This is a genomic window from Streptomyces sp. NRRL S-337 (genome assembly GCF_000720175.1).
Lineage (GTDB): Bacteria > Actinomycetota > Actinomycetes > Streptomycetales > Streptomycetaceae > Streptomyces > Streptomyces siderophoricus.
Genome location: NZ_JOIX01000024.1, coordinates 79,045 through 98,196 on the forward strand (window position 1 = coordinate 79,045; position 19,152 = coordinate 98,196).

A 19,152-nucleotide genomic window follows, 5' to 3' on the forward strand; every position below is an offset into this window, starting at 1 on the left:
CCCGCGGAAGGGGCCACTCGTGCTTCGTGTCGCAGTGATCGGTTCGGGACCCAGCGGCGTCTACACCGCCCAGTCCCTCATCGAGCAGGAGACCGTGCCGGACATCGAGATCTACGTCCTGGACCGGCTGCCGTGCCCGTACGGCCTGGTGCGCTACGGAGTCGCCCCCGACCACGAGAAGATCAAATCGCTGCAGAACAACCTGCGTACGGTGCTGGAGCACCCCCGGGTGCACTTCGTCGGGAACGTGGAGGCGGGGGCTCCGGGGCTGGGGGTCGCGGAGCTGCGGGAGATCTTCGACGCGGTGGTGTTCTGTGTGGGCGCGGCCACCGACCGTCATCTCGGCATCCCCGGTGAGGACCTGCCCGGCAGCCACCCGGCGACCGATTTCGTCGCCTGGTACAGCGCGCACCCGGACGCGGCCGCGACCCGCTTCGCCCTCACGGCGCGGTCGGCCGTCGTGATCGGGGTGGGGAACGTGGCGGTGGACGTGACGCGGATGCTCTCGCGGGCGGCCGCCGAGCTGGCCGCCACCGACATGCCGCACGGCCCGCTGGGCGCGCTCGCGGACAGCCGGGTCGAGGACGTGTCGATGGTGGGCCGACGCGGGCCCTCCCAGGCCAAGTTCACGACCAAGGAGCTGCGCGAGCTGGGGTCGCTGCCGGGTACCGAGGTGCTGGTGCGGCCGGAGGAGCTGGCGCTGGATCCGGCGTACCGCGACCCGGCCGGGCTGCCGGCGGTGGCCCGGCGCAACGTCGAGGTACTGCGGGGCTGGGCGGAGCAGCCGGCCGGCGGCGCTCCGGTGGGCCGGCGGCGCCGGATCCATCTGCGGTTCTTCCTGCGGCCGGTGGAGATCCTCGGGGACGCCGGCGGAGTGCGGGCCGTCCGGTTCGAACGGACCGCGCCCGACGGGTCGGGCGGGGTCGCAGGGACCGGCCGATTCGAGGAGATCGAGGGGCAGTTGGTGCTGCGCTCGGTCGGCTACCGGGGGACGCCGCAGCCGGGGCTGCCGTTCGACGAGGCGACCGGGACGGTGCCGCACAGCGCGGGGCGGGTGCTACGGGACGGGGTGCCGCTGCCCGGCGTCTATGTGGCGGGCTGGATCAAGCGGGGCCCTACGGGCGTGATCGGCACGAACCGGCCGTGCGCCAAGGAGACCGCGCGGTCGCTGCTGGCGGACGTGGCCGCATCGGCGGGGCGGGCGACGGCCGGGGACCCGGTGGCCGCGCTGGCCCGGGCGGGGCAGCGGCCGGTCCTGTGGCCGGGCTGGCTCGCGATCGAGGCCGCCGAGGCGGCATGGGGCCAGGGGCTGGGGCGCGGCACGGTCAAACTGCCGGACTGGGCGGGCCTGTTGGAGGCGGCCCGGACAGCAACATGACCTGCCGGAACGGGGCCGGGCGGCGCGGAGCGGTGCGGCGGGGACGCGCCACCGCGGGGCGGGGTCAGCGCTCTCCCAGCCGGCGGGACTGGAGGTCGGCCGCCCGCAGGACGTCGTCGATCAGGCCGGGGAAGAGCTCTTCCAGGTCGGCCGTGCGCAGCCGGTTCATCTTGGCCGTGCCCCGGTAGAACTGCTGGATCACGCCGTGTTCCCGCAGCACCCGGAAGTGGTGCGTACAGGTCGACTTGCTGACCGGGAGCTCGATGTCCGCGCAGTTCAGCTCGCCCTCGGCGGCGGCGAGCGTGCAGACGATCCGCAGGCGCATGGGGTCGGCGAGGGCGTGCAGGACGTCGGCGAGCCGGATCTCCTCGCGGGCCGGGTGCGCGAGCGCGCGCGATCCCGGCACGGCGCCCGGGGAAGTCGTATCGGTCGGCATGACGGCTCCTGTGGGGTCTGCGGGCCCGCCCTGACGGGTTCCGGGGACCTGGCGCCCCGGTCCGCAGGCTCATTGTACGAGAAGCATCGTAGTTTGACACCTGCCGTAGTACGGCGGTTATCGTACGAGCACGGGACCGGTCCGGCTCCCGTCCTTCCGGCACACCCAGGTACAGGAGCCCGCCGTGAGCGCACTCTTCGAGCCCATCACCCTCCGCTCGCTGACCATCCCGAACCGCCTCTGGATGGCGCCCATGTGCCAGTACTCCGCGGCTCCCGACGGCCCCCGGCAAGGGGCGCCCCACGACTGGCACTTCCAGCACCTGGCCGCGCGGGCGACCGGCGGCACCGGGCTGATCCTCACGGAAGCGACCGCGGTGCACCCCGACGGCCGGATCAGCCCGTACGACCTCGGACTGTGGAACGACACCCAGACCGAGGCCTTCCGGCGCATCACCGCCTTCCTCAAGGCCCAGGGCACCACCCCCGGCATCCAGATCGCCCATGCCGGGCGGAAGGCGTCCACCGAGCGCACCTGGGTCAACCGCGGCGGCCCGATCCTGCCCGGCCAGCGGCACGGCTGGGAGCCGGTGGGGCCGAGCCCGCTGCCGTTCGACGAGGGGTTCGCCACGCCGGCGGAACTGTCCGTGGCGCAGATCCACGAACTGGTCGGGCAGTTCGGGGCGACCGCGCGCCGGGCCCTGGCGGCCGGCTTCGAGGTGGCCGAGATCCACGGGGCGCACGGGTACCTGATCAACCAGTTCCTCTCGCCGTTCACCAACCGGCGCACCGACGCCTACGGCGGCTCGTACGAGAACCGGACGCGGTTCGCGCTGGAGGTCGTGGACGCCGTGCGGGCCGAGTGGCCGGACGAGCTGCCGGTCTTCTTCCGGATCTCGGCGACCGACTGGCTCACCGAGGACGCGAGCGACGACCGCACGGGCTGGACCGCCGACGACACCGTGCGCTTCGCCCGGGACCTGCAGGAGCACGGCGTCGACCTGCTGGACACCTCCACCGGCGGCAACGCCCCGGACGCCAAGATCACCGCCGGTCCGGGCTACCAGGTGCCGTTCGCCGAGCGCGTCAAGAAGGAGACCGGCCTGGCGGTGGGCACCGTCGGACTGATCACCGAGGCGCGGCAGGCCGAGAAGATCATCGCCGACGGCCAGGCGGACGCCGTGCTGCTCGGCCGGGAGCTGCTGCGCTCCCCCAGCTTCGCGCAGCACGCGGCGCGGGAACTGGGCGCCGAGGTCCGGGCGCCGCAGCCGTACCACCGCGCCGTCTGAGCCGGTCCGGCGCCTCGCGGGACGGTGTCCGGCAGGCCGTCGCACACCGTCGGGGACGGCCGGGCGGCACGCCGTCGCACGCAGTCCGACCTGCGCGGATGCGCTACGGGACGCCGTTGTCAGTGGTCGGGTGCAGACTTGCCACTATCTGAGACAACGGCGTCCCGGAGGTTCGGGTCATGACTGACGTACTACTCGCTGTGGGCACCCGCAAAGGGCTCTTCATCGGCCGGCGACGGCGCGGCGCATGGGAGTTGAGCGGTCCGCACTTTCCCTCGCAGGCGGTGTACTCCCTCGGGATCGACACCCGCCGTGCGACACCCCGGCTGCTGGCCGGTGCCGACAGCGCCCACTGGGGCCCGTCGGTGTTCCACTCCGACGATCTGGGCGAGAGCTGGCAGGAGCCCGCCCGCCCCGCGGTCAAGTACCCGAGTGACACCGGTACTTCGCTGGAGCGGGTGTGGCAGCTGCATCCGGCGGGCCCGGCCGCCCCGGAAGTGGTGTATGCGGGCACCGAGCCCGGCGGGCTGTTCCGCTCCGAGGACTGCGGCGAGACCTTCGAGCTGGTCCGGGCGCTGTGGGAGCACCCGAGCCGCGAGCAGTGGGTACCGGGCGGCGGCGGGCTGGCGGTCCACACGGTGATCACCGACCCGCGGGACGCCGAAGCGGTGACCGTCGCGGTGTCCACGGCCGGGGTGTTCCGCACCCTGGACGGCGGCGCCAGCTGGGCGCCGGCCAACAAGGGCGTCAAGGCGGTCTTCCTGCCGGACCAGCATCCGGAGTTCGGCCAGTGCGTCCACAAGATCGCCCAGGACCCGGTCGACCGCGACCGGCTCTATCTGCAGAACCACTGGGGCGTCTACCGCAGCGATGACGCGGGCGCGCAGTGGACGGACATCGGAGCCGGCCTGCCCTCCGACTTCGGCTTCGCGGTGGCCGCGCATCCGCACCGCGGCGATGTCGCCTACCTCTTCCCCATCACGGCCGACATCGACCGGGTGCCCGCGGAGCACCGCTGCCGGGTCTACCGCACGTCCGACGCCGGCCACAGCTGGGAGGCGCTGAGCCACGGCCTGCCCGAGGACGACCACTACGGCACGGTGCTGCGCGACGCCCTCTCCGTCGACGACGCCGACCCCGCGGGGGTGTATTTCGGCAATCGCAACGGCGAGGTGTACGCCAGCGCGGACGACGGCGAGAGCTGGCAGCAGCTCGCCTCCCATCTGCCGGACGTGCTGTGCGTCCGGGCGGCGGCGGTGGCCTGAGCAGGAGGGAAAGCAGGTGGCGCGGGGGCGCGGACAAGAAGGCGGAACGACCCGGCGCCGTACGGTGGTTGGGGCGCTGCTCGTGCGCGCCGCCGGCCGGCCGGGCCCGGTCCGTCGAGGGACGGGGAATTGAAGGGGAAGGCGCTTCGGCCAGTAGGGTGACCCCGTGGCTGCACGACCTCTTGAAGACATCGTCGAACCAGGCTGGGCCAAAGCGCTGGAGCCCGTCGCCGACCGGATCGCCGCGATGGGCGACTTCCTGCGGGCGGAGATCGCCCAGGGGCGTACCTACCTGCCGGCCGGCAACAACGTGCTGCGCGCCTTCCAGCAGCCGTTCGACGAGGTACGGGTGCTCATCGTCGGACAGGACCCCTACCCCACCCCGGGGCATGCGGTCGGGCTCAGCTTCTCGGTGGCGCCGGACGTCCGTCCGCTGCCCGGGAGCCTGGAGAACATCTTCCGCGAGCTGCACTCCGACCTCGGCCTGCCCCGGCCGTCGAACGGCGATCTGACCCCCTGGACGCGCCAGGGCGTCCTGCTGCTGAACAGAGCGCTGACGACCGCGCCGCGCAAGCCCGCCGCGCACCGCGGCAAGGGCTGGGAAGAGGTCACCGAGCAGGCCATCCGCGCACTGGTGGCCCGCGGCCGTCCGCTGGTGTCGGTCCTGTGGGGGCGCGACGCGCGGAATCTGCGGCCGCTGCTGGGCGACCTGCCGGCCGTCGAGTCCGCGCACCCGTCCCCGATGTCCGCGGACCGGGGCTTCTTCGGCTCCCGGCCGTTCAGCCGGGCGAACGACCTGTTGGTCCAGCAGGGCGCGGCGCCCGTCGACTGGAGGCTGCCCTGACCCCGGGCGATAGTGTGCCTGGCATGACGAATGCGAACATCCCTGCGGGTTGGTACGCCGACCCGCAGGGCACCCCCCACCAACTCCGCTGGTGGGACGGGTCCCAGTGGACGGCGCACACCCACCCGGGACAACAGCCGGCCGCCCCGGACCGGACCGCGCAGCCCGGCCCCCAGCAGCCGCAGCAGCAGTACGCCCCGGCCCAGCAGGGTGCCGGGCAGCAGCCCCAGCCGGCCGCCCAGCAGCAGATGGCGCAGCAGCAGATGGCCCCGCAGCAGGCGCCGCAGCAGTCCGTGCCGGGCCAGTCGCCGTACCCCGGCCAGCCGCAGGGCGGCGCCCCGTACGGCCAGCCCGGCCACGGCCCGCAGGGCCAGGGTCAGCCGATGCCCGGGCAGCCGATGCAGCAGCCGTACGGCCAGCAGTCGATGCCCGGACAGCAGCCCGGCCCGTACGCCGGGGCCGGCGTGGCGCACCAGGTGCAGCAGCAGGCGGGGGTGGCACCGGCGGGCCAGGGCGGCGGGACGCTGTTCACCGAGCCGGTGCTGGTGGTCAACCAGAAGGCCAAGCTCATCGAGGTCACCAACGAGTACGGCGTCTTCGACCAGCACGGCAACACCCTGGGCGCGGTCGTCCAGGTCGGCCAGAGCACGGCCAAGAAGGTGCTGCGGGTGGTCTCCAGCCTCGACCAGTACATGACCCACAAGCTGGAGATCCGGGACGCCTACGGCCAGCCGCAGTTGGTGCTGACCCGGCCCGCGAAACTGATCAAGTCCCGGGTCATCGTGGAGCGTCCGGACGGCTCGCCGGTCGGCGAGATCGTGCAGCAGAACGCCATCGGGAAGATCAACTTCGGGATGATGGTGAACGGCCAGCAAATCGGCGCCATCAAGGCCGAGAACTGGCGGGCCTGGAACTTCGCCATCGTGGACCACACCGACACCGAGATCGCCCGGATCACCAAGACCTGGGAGGGCCTCGCCAAGACGATGTTCACGACCGCCGACAACTACGTCCTGCAGATCCACCAGCAGCTGCCCGATCCGCTGCTGAGCCTCGTCGTCGCCACGGCCCTCACCGTCGACACCGCCCTCAAGCAGGACGCCCGGGGCCTTGGCTGACGCCTCCGGCGGCCATGTGCTCGGCGTCGACTCGGGCGGGTCGGGGCTGCGGGTCGCGGTGGCCCGCGCCGACGACGCCGCGGCGCGGCCACTGGCCGTCCGGACCTCCCGCGAGCCGGTGCGCACCGGCCCCGCGGGGATCGACGCGGACCATCTGCTGTCCCAACTCCTCCCGCTGGCCGGGGAGTTGGCGCAGGAGGTGAGGGCGCGGGAATTCACGGCCGGGTGCGTCGGCGCCGCCGGTATGGCCTCCCTGGGCGACGAGCTGCGTACCCGGCTGCCCGGTGCGCTGGCCACCGCGTACGGGGTGCGCGGGCTCGTTCTCGCGGCCGACGCCGTGACCGCGTACGCCGGGGCCCTCGGGCAGCGGCCCGGCGCGGTGGTCGCCGCGGGCACCGGCATGATCGCGCTCGGTACCGACCTGACCGAGGAGGCGGGCTGGCGCCGCGCGGACGGCTGGGGCCATCTGCTGGGCGACTGCGGGAGCGGCGCCTGGATCGGGCGGGCCGGGCTGGAGGCCGCACTGCGCGCGTACGACGGCCGGCCCGGGGGTTCGGCCGCCCTCCTGGCGCGTGCGGAGGCGGTGTTCGGCCCGGTCGCCGGGCTGCCCGGGGTGCTCTACCCGCGCCCCGACCGGCCCGCCGTCCTGGCCTCGTTCGCGCCCGAGGTCGGCCGGTGCGCCGCGGCGGACGACGCGGTGGCGCGGGGCATCCTGGGCGCCGCCGCCGGCCATATCGCCGATGCCGCGGCCGCCGTCTGCCCGCCGGGCGCCGGCCGAGCGGTGGCCTGCACCGGTGGGCTGTTCGGCCTCGGCGAACCGCTGCTGGCCCCGCTGCGCACCGCGCTCGCCGAACGGCTGCCCCACACCCCGCTGACGCCCGCCGCCGGGACCCCGCTCGACGGGGCGCTGACGCTCGCCGCGGCGCTCGCCGGCGACCGGCTGAAACTCCCCGCCGATGGGAAGTTGTTGCAGATCACACGGCCTGCGCCGGGGTAACGCGACCGACGCGCGGGATAAATCGGGACGGATACCTCGGCACCGAACCCTCCCTCCGCGGACGGGGGGTCCGAGGCGTTAGCATGCGGCGCCATGAGTTCCCCCACTGGGCCCGCACCTGGCTCGCCCAATTTCGACGCCGCACCCCCGAGCCCGGGAGGCGCACCCGGCCTGCCCGTACGCATGCCGCGCGCGCGGCAGTCCGGCCGCCACCGCAGGCCGGAGCCGCTCGCCGCACCCGAGGGCGCGCCCGCCCTGGTGCTGGCCGTACCCGGCACCCCCTCCCCCGCCGCGCGCAGCCTGGCGGAGGAGGTCTCCAGCATCGCCCGCTCCGAACTGCCCGGTCTGGACGCCCGGATCGGCTACGTCGACGGCGGCGACGACGAGTTCCCGTCGCTCGAAGCGGTGCTGGCGCAGGCCGCCGCCGAGCGCAGGGCCCGGGAGAGCGCCGACGGCCAGGAAGACCCCGGTCCGGTCGCGGTGGTCGTCCCGCTGCTGGCCGGCCCGGACAGCGCGCTGCTGCGCCGGATACGCCAGGCGATGATGAACAGCGGCTCGGGCGCCGAGCTGACCGACGTCCTCGGCCCGCACCCGCTGCTCGCCGAGGCGCTGCACGTCCGGCTCTCCGAGGCCGGTCTGGCGCGCGCCGACCGGGCCCGGCTGTTCACGGTCGCGACGGCCGCGGACGGCATCATCCTCGCCACCGTCGGCGGCGAGGAGGCCGTGCAGGCCGCCGGGATCACCGGCATGCTGCTGTCCGCCCGGCTCGCGGTGCCGGTGCTGGCCGCCGCGCTGGACGAGGAGGGCGCCATCTCCCGTACGGCCGAGCAGCTGCGCGAGTCCGGTTCGCAGCAGCTGGCGCTGGCTCCGTACCTGATCGGCCCGGAGATCGCCGACGGCCTTGTGGGGGCGGCCGCGGCGGAGGCGGGCTGCGCGGCGGCCGAGTCCCTGGGCGCGTACGGCGCGGTGGGCCGGCTGGTGCTCTCCAACTACGCCGCCTCGGTGGGCATCACCCTCCCGACGCAGACCCCGGGGGTCCCGGTCCGCTAGGGGACCGCACGTCCGAAACGCAATTACCGGTATCCGTACCGGCGAAGGGCCGTCCCGGCACGCTCCGTGCGAGGACGGCCCTTCGCCCTTTCCGGGCGGACGGCACCCTTCCCGGGCGGACGGCACCCTTCCCGGGCGGACGGCACGCTTCCTGGGCGGACGGCACGCTTCCTGGGCGGACGGCAGCGTTCCGGATCCTTTCGTGTGCGGCACAGATGATCGCCAGACGGCTCGGGAGCACGGCGGGGGCGGCAGGATGCCCCGGGGAGCCGTACGCTCGCGAGAGGACCGCACACGGCCCCTCTCCGGGCGCTCACCCGTACGCGAAGGAAGCCCATGTCGAACATCGACATCGTCCGAGCCGGTTTCGCCGCCTACCTCGCTCAGGACCGCGACGCCATCGACCGGCTGCTCGCCGACGACTTCGTCTTCACCAGCCCCCAGGACGACCACATCGACCGGGCCACCTTCCTGGAGGTGTGCTTCCCGACGGCGGACCGACTGCGCCACCAGGAGATCCTGGACACGGTCGAGATCGACGACGAACAGGTCTACGTCCGCTACGAGTACGAGCTGACGACCGGTGAGCGCCACCGCAACGTCGAGGTGCAGACGGTGCGGAACTGCCGGATCGCGGAGGCGCAGGTCTACTTCGGCGGCCGCTTCCCCCGGGAGTGAGCGCCCGGGCCACCCGTCAGACGAACACGACGCAGGAGGCCGCCGGCGCCTCGATCGCGCCGCCCCGCACCGGAACCCCGCTCTCCGGGTCGACGGTGAACCAGGTGACGTCGCCGGAGCGCTCGTTGGCCACGTAAAGGTGCCGGCCGTCGGGGTGCAGGGCCAGGGCGCGCGGCCAGTGGCCGCCGCAGGGCACGGTGGTGACCAGGGTCGCCGCGCCGCCCGACGGGTCGAGGGCGAGCACGGAGAGGCTGTCGTGGCCCCGGTTGGCGGCCCAGGCGAACCGTCCGTCCGGAGAGACGACCAGTCCGGAGGGGTACGTTCCGGCCGCTGCCACCCCGTCCGGCAGCAGCCGGCACTCCCCCAGCGGCGTCAGGGCCCCGCGCGCCCCGTCCCACCGGCAGACCGTCACCGCGGGGTCGAGTTCGTGGATGACGTAGACGTGGTGGCCGTGGGGGTGGAAGGCGAGGTGGCGCGGGCCGCTGCCGGGCCGGAGCGGCACCTCGTCGTGCACGGCCGGTGCCCCGCCGGCCGGGTCGGCGAACGCGCAGATCCGCACGGAGTCGGTGCCCAGATCGACGCTGAGCAGCCACCGCCCGTCCGGCGCGGCGGCGACGGCATGCGCGTGCGGCCCCTCCTGGCGGTCGGTCTGCGGTCCGCTGCCCTGATGGGCGAGCACTCCGGCGGTCGCGCCGAGCGAACCGTCCTCTCCGACCGGGAGCGTACTGACGCTGCCGGAGCTGTAGTTGGCGGTGACCAGACGGCCCGCCACCAGGGTGAGATGGGTCGGATCGGCTCCGCCGACGGGGACGGCGGGGCCGAGCAGTTCGGGCCCGCCGGGTGTGAGGAGGAAGGCGGCCGCGGCCCCGTCGGCGGTCTCGCTGACCGCGTACAGACACCGGCCGCCGGGATCCGGCACCAGATAGGAGGGGTTCGGGACGGCGTCGGTGGAGTGCAGCACGGTGAGCGCCCCCGTCTCCGGGTCGACCGCCGCGGTGGTGATCCCCCGCCCGCCGTTCGCGGTGAACGACCCGATGTACGCCCGCCGCCCCGGCACCGCCCCCTGTGCCTTGGCGCCCACTTCGTTCGCCGCCCCGTCCATCACCGCTCCGCCCTTCGCCCACCGGCCCGTTCCGCACCGGGACGCTTCCCGCACCCGGCGTACGTATCCCTTACCGCGGGGCACGGCGGACACGCCAGTACGGACGCCACCGGTACGGAGGCCGCTGGGACGCGCAGGCGGCACGGACGCCACCGGTACGCACAGCCGGTGCGGGCGCCGCCGGTACGGGACGGTCAGGCGCCCGCGAGCGGGGAGGGCCGGGTGCTGCGCAACGGAGCAGCCAGGTCGGACAGGGCGCGTTCCAGGCCGTGGAGGTGGGCGAGTGCGGGCTCGGGTGCCGCGAACTCGGTGACCGTCCCGCTCTCGGTGGCGGCCCGGGCCCGGCCCGGTGTGGTGAGGGCCTCCACGGCGGCCTCCACCCGCCAGCACGCGGCGGCCAGCCGGTCGTCGTGCGAGGCCTCCGGGTCCGCGGCGATCGAGGCGAGCCCGCGGACCTCCCGCGCGCAGTCGTCGAGCAGCGCCAGCACCCGGCGCGCCTTCTCCTTGCGGCCGCGCAGCGGGCTCAGCGGGTGTACGAGCGGGGCGAGGGAGAGCCGGACCCGGCCGAGCAGCAGTTCCAGTTCGGCGATCCGCGGGGTGGGGTCGGCGGTCCGGGAACCGGCGAGCCGGGCGGCGGCCTCGGTGGCGCAGGCGTGCACACAGCGCAGGGCGCGCTCGATCCAGGCGTCCGTGGTGGCGTGCGTGGTCACCGGCAGGACGAGCAGGACGGCCAGTGCCGCGCCGAGCGCGCCGACGCCGGTCTCGGTGAGGCGGAGGGCCAGCAGGTCCGGGTTCAGGACCCCGAGGAGCCCGTAGAGCAGGCCGGCCATCACCGTCACCGCGAACATCATCCAGGTGTACGAGACCGGAGCGGTGTAGAAGATCCCGAAGACGCACAGGGCGATCAGGGCCACGGAGGGGACCGCGGCGCCGTGCAGCGGGATGGCCACGACCGTCCCGGCGGCAATACCGAGGACGGTGCCGAGGACCCGGCGGAAGCCGCGGACCAGGGTCTCCCCCCGGGAGGCGGTGTTCACGAAGATCCACCACGTGGCGCCGACGGCCCAGTACCAGCGCTGGTCGGAGAGCACCTGGCCCGCCAGGAGGGCGAAGCCGCCGCCGAGCGTCGCCTGGATCGCCTGGCGGGTGGTCGTACGGGCCAGTCCCGTTCCGGACGGCGGGGCGGGCGCGGCGGCCGGCGGCAGCTTCCGCTCGTAGCACCAGAGCCCGAACCGGACGGCCGAGGAGGCCGCGATCGACAGGGCGACGGCGCCGTAGAGCTCGACGAGCTGGCCGGGCACCGTGTGCAGGAACTGCGTCGCGAAGAACATCATGAAGGCGAACACCCCGAGGGCGTGGCCGCGCGGCCCCCAGCGGCGGGCGTAGACGCCCAGGCCCATGATCGCGAGGAACGCCGCGTCCCGGGCCGGCGGGAGGTCGTGCAGCCCCGCGGCGACCGCGAGCACGGGGAAGCCGACGGCGGGCAGCAGGAGGGTGGTGACGGCCTGGCCGCGGACCGTGGTGTCGGTGACGGTGAAGAGGGCCAGCAGTGCGGCGAGCCCGCCGGTGACGGCGGCGACCAGGGAGTGCCCGGCCAGGCCGCAGACGGCGACCGCCAGGCCCACGCCGAGGACGGCCCGGACGGCGCTGCGCAGCCGCAGCCACCCCGGGTCCGGAGCCACGAACACCCTCTTCAGCACTGCTTCCCCACCCTTCGACGGTCCGGCATGACAAAGGCGCCGCGGGATCCGCAGCGCCATCGACCCCACCATCAGAGCACCTCTCCGGCGAATGGCTCAACAGAGGCCGAAAACGCTGTGCCATTGGCCCAGGCGGTGGCGGTCATTCCGGTTCGGGAGAGGTCCAATGGCCGGGCCGCGCGGGTCGGCACGCGTGGTGTCCGCGCTGGCCGGTGCCCTGCCGGGGCGGGGCGGTGGCCCGGCTGCCGGTTCACCCGGCGGCCCGGATGCTGGGCCATTGGTACATTCACCGGCAGAGTCCGCCGACCGTGAGGAGGCCCTGGACCGTGCCCGTGGACGCCCTGGACGCCAAGATCCTCCGGCTGCTGCTGGAGCAGCCGCGCACCAGCGTGCGGGAGTACGCCCGGCTGCTCGGCGTGGCCCGGGGCACCGTGCAGGCGCGGCTGGACCGGCTGGAGCGGGACGGGGTGATCACGGCCTACGGGCCGCGGCTGTCGCCCGCCGCACTCGGCCATCCGCTGCTCGCCTTCGTGCACATCGAGGTCACCCAGGGACACCTGGAGGAGGTGGCCGACGCCCTCGCGGAGGTGCCGCAGATCATCGAGGCGTTCTCGACGACCGGCGGCGGCGATCTGCTGACCCGGGTGGTGGCCCGGGACGCGGCGCATCTGGAGGACGTGATCCAGCGGCTGATCAGCCTGCCGGGGGTGGTCCGTACGCGGACGGAGATGGCGCTGCGCGAGCGGGTGCCGCACCGGATGCTGCCGCTGGTCGAGGACGTGGGCGGGGCCGCGAGGCGGCGGTGAGCCGGGACGTCGGTGAGCCGGTCCAGCGGTGAACTGGTCCGGCGGCGCGGTGAACCGGTCCGGCGGCGGTCCGGCGGTCGGCGGTCGGGGCGGGGCGTCTTGGCATGCTGGACGGCATGAGCGCCTCCCCCGCCTCCCCGGGCACGCCCACCCCGGTGATCTTCGATCTCGACGGCACGCTGGTGGACAGCGAGCCGAACTACTACGAGGCGGGGCGCCGGCTGCTGGCCGGCCACGGCGTGCCGGACTTCAGCTGGGAGCAGCACGCCCGCTTCATCGGCATCGGAACGCGGGAGACGCTGGAGATCCTCAGCGCGGAGTGCGGGATCGACGCGCCCGTGGACGAACTGCTCGCGGTCAAGAACCGGCTCTATCTGGAGCTGGCGCGGGCGCACACCGAGGTCTTTCCGGAGATGCGCCGCTTGGTCCGGCGGCTGTCGGCGGCCGGGCATCCGATGGCGGTGGCGTCCGGTTCCTCGCGGGCCGCTATCGAGGCGGTGCTGGCGGGGACGGGGCTCGACGGGCTGCTGGCGACGGTCGTGTCGGCGGAGGAGGTGGCGCGCGGCAAGCCGGAACCCGATGTGTTCCTGGAGGCGGCGCGCCGGCTGGGGGTCGCGCCCGCCGAGTGTGTGGTGCTGGAGGACGCGGCGCCCGGTGCGCTCGCGGCCGCCCGGGCCGGGATGCGGTGCATCGCGGTCCCGTACGTGCGCGGCACGGCCGAGGACCCGGGCTTCGCGGGCGCGGGGCTGCTGTTCCGGGGCGGCCAGCGGGACTTCAGCGCCCGGGCCGCCTACGAGTGGCTGGGGCGGGCGGCGGGGCAGCCGGTGGGAGAGGCCGCGCGGCCGTCCTGACGGTCCGCCGGACGGCCACGCTCCGGGCCGAGGGCGCGGAGCATGGCCGTCCCGGTCACCCGGTCTGCGGCGGGGTCACTCCAGGCCGAGCGACTTGCAGGCCGAGGCGACGTCGGCGCAGAGCAGATCGACACGGACCACGCCGTCACGGACGACGGTGTCCTTCAGGTTCTTCCGGTCGACGAGCTGCGCCTTGAACAGCCGGGCCGGGATGCCCGCCTTGCTGCTACTGGTCACGACGGTGGAGGTCAGCGAGCTGATCTTCTTGCCGCGCAGCAGCCGGAAGGCGATTTCTGCGGCCGTTTCGGCTTCCGGCCGGACTTCCTTGTAAATGGTGAAGGACTGGGTTCCGGCGACCACCCTCTGGAGGGCGGGGAGTTCGGCGTCCTGGCCACCGAGCGGAATGTTCTTGAGGCCCGCCGACTTGAGCGCCTCGGCGATACCGCCGGCCATACCGTCGTTGGCGGAGTAGACCGCGTCGAATCCCTGCGCACCGCGCGCCTTGATGACGTCGGACATCTTCTTCTTGGCGGTCGCCGCGGACCAGTCGAGGATGTCCTTCTCATAAACGATCTTGTGGATCTTGCCGTCGAGGACGTCATGCGCGCCCTTCTTGTAGGCCGGCGCATTCGGGTCGGTCGGCGAGCCGTTCATCATGACGATGTCGGAGTTGGCCGCCTGCGATCCGAGAGCGTCGAGAATGCCCTGCCCCTGGAGCCGGCCGATCTTCTCGTTGTCGTAGGAGACGTACGCCGCGACGTCACCCTCGGCGAGCCGGTCGTAGGCGATGACCTTGACGCCCTTCTTGGCGGCCGCGTCCACCCAGCTCTTGGCCGCCTGGGAGTCGACCGGGTCCAGGATGATGACCTTGACACCCTTCTTCACCAGGGCGTCGAACTGCCTTTTCTGGGTGCTTACTTGCTGCTCGGCGTTGCTGTAATCCACTTTGCATTCGAGGCAGAGGGAGGCCACCCGCGACGTAATGATGCGGCGGTCGAACTTCTCATAACGGTCCGCCTTGTTCTCCGGGAGGAGCAGACCGATGGAGTCCTTGCCGGCACCCGCATCCTGGTGATCTTGGCCGCAGGCCGCCAATGGCGCCGCAAGGGAAAGCGCCATTGCGCCGGTGAGCGCACGCCGCATTATTGCATTCATTTTTTCGGTACCTCCCACTGGGGCCGCCTGACCCGGCCCAGAACGGCTGAAGTGAACGCCACCACCTGCCCGATCGTCAAGAATCGAAGCAATAACGATGCGAAAGCGGAGTGCGCATTGAGGCTCCGAAGGAAGAAGGAGTCCGGACACGCGGAGTGAACTCTCCACCCCTATCGGACCGCCAGAACTTCAACCGACCTGCGCCGGGCCGGAGTTGCCCGATCACCCTGAGTGAGTATCACCTTCGCTGTTATGTACATCGAGACGGCGACTCATCCCCTTTTTCCCGCGGACCACACATGGCGAGCTATCGGCGCAAAAGGTCCGTTTAGTGAGAGACACGCTTTCCTGGCGGCTTTCGCTCCTTGCTTCCCCTATTTCTGGGTGGTCGCCTTCACACCGAAAGTCGAGGCCCATCCGATTGGCGGTCAGTGGCCGATGGTGCGTGCGATGTCCAGGGTGAGCCGCTGCCACGGGTCGCGGGGGTCGCGTCCGGTGAGGTCCCCGATGCGGCGCAGGCGGTAGCGCAACGACTGCGGGTGGAGGCCCAGCCTGCGGGCGGCGGCATTCGCGGAGCCGGTGTCGAGGTAGGCGGTGAGCGCGTCCAGGAGGTGCCGCCGCCCGGGATGCAGAAGCGGACCGAGCACCAACCGGGCGATCTGGTCGGGCGTGGTGGCGGGGCGGCCGGCGAGCAGCGCGAGGACCTGGGCGTCCCCGTCGGTGAGGAGGCGTGAGGGGTGGTGGGCGTGCGCGGGGGCGGTGTCCAGGGCATCGTCCGCGAGGCGGTGGGCCACGGCGATCCGCTCCAGGCTCTCCCCGGAGATCGCGCAGCCGCGCAGCGCCCGCGCACGCAGCGCCGCGGGCACGGCCCCTTCGACGCCGGCCGGGAGCAGCAGGACGAGGCGGGACCCCCGTACCGTCGCCAGCGCGGTGACGCCGGACGGCCCCGGGCCCCCGTGACCGGTCAGGGCCGCGAGCAGCTCGTCCGCCAGCTTCTCCGGGATGGCCGGCCCGGTGTCCGCGCCGGCCGGTGACAGCGGCGTGGCCCGGGACGGCCGGCCGGGCCGGCCGGGTTCAATCGGTTCAGCCGGTTCAACTGATTCAACCGGTGCGACTGATTCGGCCGGTTCAACCGGTTCGATCAATTCAGTCGGCCCCGCCGGTCCAGCCGGTTCGGCCACCAGCAGACAGTAGGGATCCGGGAGGTGGACGCCCAGACGGTTGGCGCGGCCGGTCAGGGCGCCGATGGAGGCGTGCCGCCCGGCGATCAGGTCGTCGAGGAGCAGCCGCAGCGCCCGGTCGCGGTCCCCCGTGAGGTCCTCGTTCGCGGCCGCGTAGGTCCCCGCCATCTCTTCGGCCAGGGTGTCCAGCGCGGTCAGCAGCATCCGGGTGAGGGCGAAGGCGTCCTCGGCGGTGGGCCGGGGCGTGCAGAGGGCGATCTCGTCCGCGATGACGGTCGCCGCGACCCGGTAGGCCCGCAGGACGGCCTGTACGGGGCGGCCGTCGGCGGCCCGGGCCGCCGCGATGCCGCGGAACCTGCGCAGATCGGCCGCCGCCAGCACGCCGTCCGTTGCCCACAGGTGCAGCAGCCGCTCCAGCGCCCAGCCGGCGATCGCCCGCACCTCCGGCAGCCGGCGGTCGTCGAGCGCCGCGTACGCCGGGACCTGCGCGTGCACCGCGTCCACGATGGCGTCGACGACCCGGGGCGTGGCGGTCAGCTCCTGCCGGATCCGCTCGCGGTCGTTCATCACAGGGTGATAGTCGCAGCGGAAGAATGTGCGCACCACCGTGGACGGATCTTGTCACTGTCGCCAGGATCGCGGGGACGGCCCGACGGACCCGCGGTCGCGTCCCAGGCGCGGTCGCCTCCGATCCGTGGGCCCCAGGGAGACGCGAGAAGCGCACGAGAGGCGGGACGGCCGGATGGCGAAGCACTGGGCGGACTTCCAGTACGAGATCTATCTCCACGGCATGACGGGCGCGGTACCCCGGCTGCCGACCGATCTGACCCGGCTGGAGGAGCTCGCCGAAAACCGCCTGGGCCCCGGCCCGGTCGGCTACGTGGCGGGCAGTGCGGGCAGCGGCAGCACCGCGGCCGCCAACCGGGCCGCCCTCGACCGCCGGCGGATCGTCCCGCGGATGCTCCGCGACGTGCACGAACGCGACCTGTCCGTCGAGCTGTTGGGCCGCCGGCTGCCGGCGCCGATGGCGCTCGCCCCGGTCGGGGTGCTGTCGATCCTGCATCCGGACGCCGAGCCCGCCGCCGCCCGTGCCGCCGCGGCGCACGGCGTCCCGTACATCCTCTCGTCCGCCTCCAGCACCCCGATGGAGCAGGTCGCCGAGGCGATGGGCGACGGGGAACGGTGGTTCCAGCTGTACTGGGCGAAGGACCGCGAGGTCACCAGGAGCTTCCTGCAACGGGCGAAAGCGGCGGGGTTCACCGCGCTGTTCGTCACCCTCGACACCCCGCTCCTCGCCTGGCGGCCGCGCGACCTCGACCAGGCGTACCTGCCGTTCCTGCACGGGGTGGGCACCGCCAACTACTTCTCCGACCCCGCGTTCCGGGCCGGGCTCGCCAAGCCGGTCCACGAGGACCCGAACGCGGCCGTGATGCACTTCGTCGGGATGTTCGCCGACCCCGCCAAGACCTGGCCCGACCTGGCGTTCCTGCGGGAGAACTGGGACGGCCCGATCGTGCTCAAGGGCATCCTGCACCCGGACGACGCGCTGCGGGCGGCCGAGGCCGGCGTGGACGGCGTGGTCGTCTCGAACCACGGCGGCCGCCAGGTGGCGGGCTCGGTCGCCGCCGCGGACGCGTTGCCCCGCGTCGTCGAGGCGGCCGGCGACCGGCTCACCGTGCTCTTCGACAGCGGTATCCGCACCGGCGACGACATCGTCAAGGCGCTGGCGCTCGGCGCGGAATCGGTGCTGGTCGGGCGCCCGTACGCCTACGGTCTCGGCCTCGACGGCCAGGCCGGCGTCGAGCACGTGATCCGCTGTCTGCTCGCCGAGTTCGACCTCACCCTCGCGCTGTCCGGGCACGCCCGCCCCGGCACGCTGACCGCCGACGACCTCACCACGGCGTCCGCGTAGCCGCCGCGTCCGCGTAACCGCCACGTCCACGCATCCGTCGCGTTCGGCGTCCCCCACCGACGTCACCGCCACGCCTCCCGCATGACCGCCGAATGACCACCGAATGACCACCGCGGCGCACACCGCGCCCGACACCGAGAGGCCCGCCATGAAGAACGTCCTCGCCGTCATCTCCCCGCACGTCGGCGGGCGCGCCGCCGGCGCCGCGCTGGCCGGCGTCTTTCCCGGTCAGGCCCGGGTCACCGTCGTCGAGAGCACCGACGAGGACCCGGCGGCGCTGGCCGCGGCGCACGTCATCATCACCGGCCTCGGCCCCGTGACCGCCGAACACCTCGCCGCCGCACCGGAGTTGGAGCTGGTCCAGTGCGCCAGCCACGGCTTCGACTACGTCGATCTGGACGCCGCGCGCGAGAGGCGCGTCGCGGTCTGCAACATCGGTTCCAGCGGCGCCGAGAAGCAGAACGTGGCCGAGCAGACCTTCGCCCTGATGCTCGCGCTCGCCAAGCAGCTGGTCCCCGCCCATAAGGCGCTGACCGAGGCGGACTGGGCACTGCCGCGTCTGCAGCAGTCGATCACCGAGCTGTCCGGGAAGACCCTCGGCATCATCGGCCTGGGCCACATCGGCGCGGAGGTGGCGCGGCGCGCCGTCGCGTTCGACATGAGCATCGTCTACGCCGGGCCGCGGCCGGTCGACCCGGAAACCGCGGCCCGGCTCGGCGGGGCCCGCCATGTGGACCTGGACGAGCTGCTCCGCACGTCGGACTACGTGAGCCTGCACGCCCCGCTCACCGAGGCGACCCGGCACCTCCTGGACGCCGAGCGGCTGGCCCTGCTCAAGCCGACCGCCTTCGTCATCAACACCGCACGCGGTGCCCTGATCGACCAGGACGCGCTCGCGGACGCGCTGGCCGCCGGGACCCTCGCCGGCGCCGGCATCGACGTCTTCGACCCCGAACCGCCCACCGCGGCCCTCCGCCTCCTCAAGGCCCCGAACGTCGTCCTCTCCCCCCACGTAGCGGGCGTCACCCGCGAAACCCTGGTCCGCATCGCCCTGGCGGCCGTCCAAAACGTCCTCACCCATTTGGAGGGCAACACCTTGCGGGACGTGGTCGGCTAAATCCGTTCCGCTGGACTTGGCTTCCCTCCCACGTACCTGGCTGTCCCGCCGCGGGGCTTGCCGTTGTGCGCTTTGCGGCGCCTCCCACGTACCCGTCTCTCCCGCCGTCGGGGTTGCTCGCGGTTGCGCTTTGCGGCGCCCCGCACGTACTTGGCCGTCCCGCCGCGGTTGTTGTTCGCCGTTGCGCCTGCGGCGGGCTGGGTGGGTGTTGGGTGCGGTGACGGGCCTGCGGGGCCGGTGTTTGGGACTGCTGTCGCTTTACGTCCCAAACACC

General features: G+C 73.4%; 17 protein-coding genes. 12 read left to right on the forward strand and 5 right to left on the reverse strand.

Features of this window, described 5'->3' with window-relative positions; all coding sequences use genetic code 11:
- Positions 1 to 19 precede the first annotated feature (19 nt).
- Positions 20 to 1,378, forward strand: coding sequence for an FAD-dependent oxidoreductase (locus IG62_RS0119315; protein WP_030804249.1), 1,359 nt, complete (start codon positions 20 to 22; stop codon positions 1,376 to 1,378).
- A gap of 64 nt (positions 1,379 to 1,442) precedes the next feature.
- On the opposite strand, the gene IG62_RS0119320 is transcribed toward IG62_RS0119315, so the two are convergent.
- Positions 1,443 to 1,814: an ArsR/SmtB family transcription factor gene (locus IG62_RS0119320; protein WP_030804252.1), complete on the reverse strand. Its 372-nt coding sequence runs from the start codon at positions 1,812 to 1,814 to the stop codon at positions 1,443 to 1,445.
- Between the two features lie 184 nt (positions 1,815 to 1,998).
- On the opposite strand from IG62_RS0119320, the gene IG62_RS0119325 reads away from it, so the two are divergent.
- From IG62_RS0119325 to IG62_RS0119355, 7 genes are all read left to right on the forward strand, one after another.
- The gene (locus tag IG62_RS0119325; protein WP_030804255.1) at positions 1,999 to 3,102 is read left to right on the forward strand and encodes an NADH:flavin oxidoreductase/NADH oxidase; all 1,104 of its coding nucleotides are present in this window, start codon (positions 1,999 to 2,001) and stop codon (positions 3,100 to 3,102) included.
- 179 nt (positions 3,103 to 3,281) lie between these two features.
- Entirely contained in the window at positions 3,282 to 4,367 is a 1,086-nt protein-coding gene (locus IG62_RS0119330) for a WD40/YVTN/BNR-like repeat-containing protein (protein ID WP_030804258.1), read from the forward strand.
- A 166-nt stretch (positions 4,368 to 4,533) separates the two neighbouring features.
- Positions 4,534 to 5,211: a uracil-DNA glycosylase gene (locus tag IG62_RS0119335; RefSeq protein WP_030804261.1), complete on the forward strand. Its 678-nt coding sequence runs from the start codon at positions 4,534 to 4,536 to the stop codon at positions 5,209 to 5,211.
- A gap of 23 nt (positions 5,212 to 5,234) precedes the next feature.
- Positions 5,235 to 6,329, forward strand: a complete 1,095-nt coding sequence (locus IG62_RS0119340; RefSeq protein ID WP_030804263.1) for a phospholipid scramblase-related protein — start codon at positions 5,235 to 5,237, stop codon at positions 6,327 to 6,329.
- Positions 6,322 to 7,326, forward strand: a complete 1,005-nt coding sequence (locus IG62_RS0119345) for an N-acetylglucosamine kinase (protein ID WP_030804266.1) — start codon at positions 6,322 to 6,324, stop codon at positions 7,324 to 7,326. The genes IG62_RS0119340 and IG62_RS0119345 overlap by 8 nt, the downstream gene beginning before the upstream one ends.
- 93 nt (positions 7,327 to 7,419) lie before the next feature.
- Positions 7,420 to 8,376, forward strand: a complete 957-nt coding sequence (locus IG62_RS0119350; RefSeq protein WP_420711077.1) for a sirohydrochlorin chelatase — start codon at positions 7,420 to 7,422, stop codon at positions 8,374 to 8,376.
- A gap of 336 nt (positions 8,377 to 8,712) precedes the next feature.
- A complete protein-coding gene (locus IG62_RS0119355) occupies positions 8,713 to 9,054 on the forward strand; it encodes a nuclear transport factor 2 family protein (RefSeq protein ID WP_030416421.1) in 342 nt (113 codons plus the stop codon).
- Positions 9,055 to 9,070: 16 nt separating this feature from the next.
- Here the strand turns inward: IG62_RS0119355 and IG62_RS0119360 are convergent, their stop codons facing one another.
- Both IG62_RS0119360 and IG62_RS0119365 read right to left on the reverse strand, forming a co-directional pair.
- Positions 9,071 to 10,156, reverse strand: a complete 1,086-nt coding sequence (locus IG62_RS0119360) for a lactonase family protein (RefSeq protein WP_051798248.1) — start codon at positions 10,154 to 10,156, stop codon at positions 9,071 to 9,073.
- Between the two features lie 194 nt (positions 10,157 to 10,350).
- Positions 10,351 to 11,856, reverse strand: coding sequence for an FUSC family protein (locus IG62_RS0119365; protein ID WP_030804274.1), 1,506 nt, complete (start codon positions 11,854 to 11,856; stop codon positions 10,351 to 10,353).
- Between the two features lie 326 nt (positions 11,857 to 12,182).
- On the opposite strand from IG62_RS0119365, the gene IG62_RS0119370 reads away from it, so the two are divergent.
- Together IG62_RS0119370 and IG62_RS0119375 are read left to right on the forward strand one after the other, a co-directional pair.
- The gene (locus tag IG62_RS0119370) at positions 12,183 to 12,662 is read left to right on the forward strand and encodes an Lrp/AsnC family transcriptional regulator (protein ID WP_030416418.1); all 480 of its coding nucleotides are present in this window, start codon (positions 12,183 to 12,185) and stop codon (positions 12,660 to 12,662) included.
- Positions 12,663 to 12,778: 116 nt separating this feature from the next.
- Positions 12,779 to 13,513: an HAD family hydrolase gene (locus tag IG62_RS0119375; RefSeq protein ID WP_051798263.1), complete on the forward strand. Its 735-nt coding sequence runs from the start codon at positions 12,779 to 12,781 to the stop codon at positions 13,511 to 13,513.
- Between the two features lie 75 nt (positions 13,514 to 13,588).
- Here the strand turns inward: IG62_RS0119375 and IG62_RS0119380 are convergent, their stop codons facing one another.
- Together IG62_RS0119380 and IG62_RS48795 are read right to left on the reverse strand one after the other, a co-directional pair.
- Positions 13,589 to 14,668: a sugar ABC transporter substrate-binding protein gene (locus IG62_RS0119380; protein WP_030804282.1), complete on the reverse strand. Its 1,080-nt coding sequence runs from the start codon at positions 14,666 to 14,668 to the stop codon at positions 13,589 to 13,591.
- A gap of 428 nt (positions 14,669 to 15,096) precedes the next feature.
- Positions 15,097 to 16,416, reverse strand: a complete 1,320-nt coding sequence (locus IG62_RS48795; RefSeq protein ID WP_030804285.1) for a PucR family transcriptional regulator — start codon at positions 16,414 to 16,416, stop codon at positions 15,097 to 15,099.
- Between the two features lie 175 nt (positions 16,417 to 16,591).
- Here IG62_RS48795 and IG62_RS0119390 point away from each other — a divergent pair, with 175 nt between their 5' ends.
- Positions 16,592 to 17,761, forward strand: coding sequence for a lactate 2-monooxygenase (locus IG62_RS0119390; RefSeq protein WP_030804289.1), 1,170 nt, complete (start codon positions 16,592 to 16,594; stop codon positions 17,759 to 17,761).
- Positions 17,762 to 17,864: 103 nt separating this feature from the next.
- On the forward strand, positions 17,865 to 18,878 hold the full coding sequence (locus tag IG62_RS0119395) for a 2-hydroxyacid dehydrogenase (protein ID WP_030804292.1): 1,014 nt from the start codon (positions 17,865 to 17,867) through the stop codon (positions 18,876 to 18,878).
- The last annotated feature ends 274 nt before the right edge of the window (positions 18,879 to 19,152 follow it).

Bases quoted from the DNA above. Each gene is read 5' to 3' on its own strand.
- IG62_RS0119320 (WP_030804252.1), bottom strand. From the start codon at position 1,814: ATGCCGACCGATACGACTTCCCCGGGCGCCGTGCCGGGATCGCGCGCG.
- IG62_RS0119330 (WP_030804258.1), top strand. From the start codon at position 3,282: ATGACTGACGTACTACTCGCTGTGGGCACCCGCAAAGGGCTCTTCATC.
- IG62_RS0119340 (WP_030804263.1), top strand. From the start codon at position 5,235: ATGACGAATGCGAACATCCCTGCGGGTTGGTACGCCGACCCGCAGGGC.
- IG62_RS0119350 (WP_420711077.1), top strand. From the start codon at position 7,420: ATGAGTTCCCCCACTGGGCCCGCACCTGGCTCGCCCAATTTCGACGCC.
- IG62_RS0119355 (WP_030416421.1), top strand. From the start codon at position 8,713: ATGTCGAACATCGACATCGTCCGAGCCGGTTTCGCCGCCTACCTCGCT.
- IG62_RS0119360 (WP_051798248.1), bottom strand. From the start codon at position 10,156: ATGGACGGGGCGGCGAACGAAGTGGGCGCCAAGGCACAGGGGGCGGTG.
- IG62_RS0119375 (WP_051798263.1), top strand. From the start codon at position 12,779: ATGAGCGCCTCCCCCGCCTCCCCGGGCACGCCCACCCCGGTGATCTTC.
- IG62_RS0119380 (WP_030804282.1), bottom strand. From the start codon at position 14,668: ATGAATGCAATAATGCGGCGTGCGCTCACCGGCGCAATGGCGCTTTCC.
- IG62_RS48795 (WP_030804285.1), bottom strand. From the start codon at position 16,416: ATGAACGACCGCGAGCGGATCCGGCAGGAGCTGACCGCCACGCCCCGG.
- IG62_RS0119390 (WP_030804289.1), top strand. From the start codon at position 16,592: ATGGCGAAGCACTGGGCGGACTTCCAGTACGAGATCTATCTCCACGGC.
- IG62_RS0119395 (WP_030804292.1), top strand. From the start codon at position 17,865: ATGACCACCGCGGCGCACACCGCGCCCGACACCGAGAGGCCCGCCATG.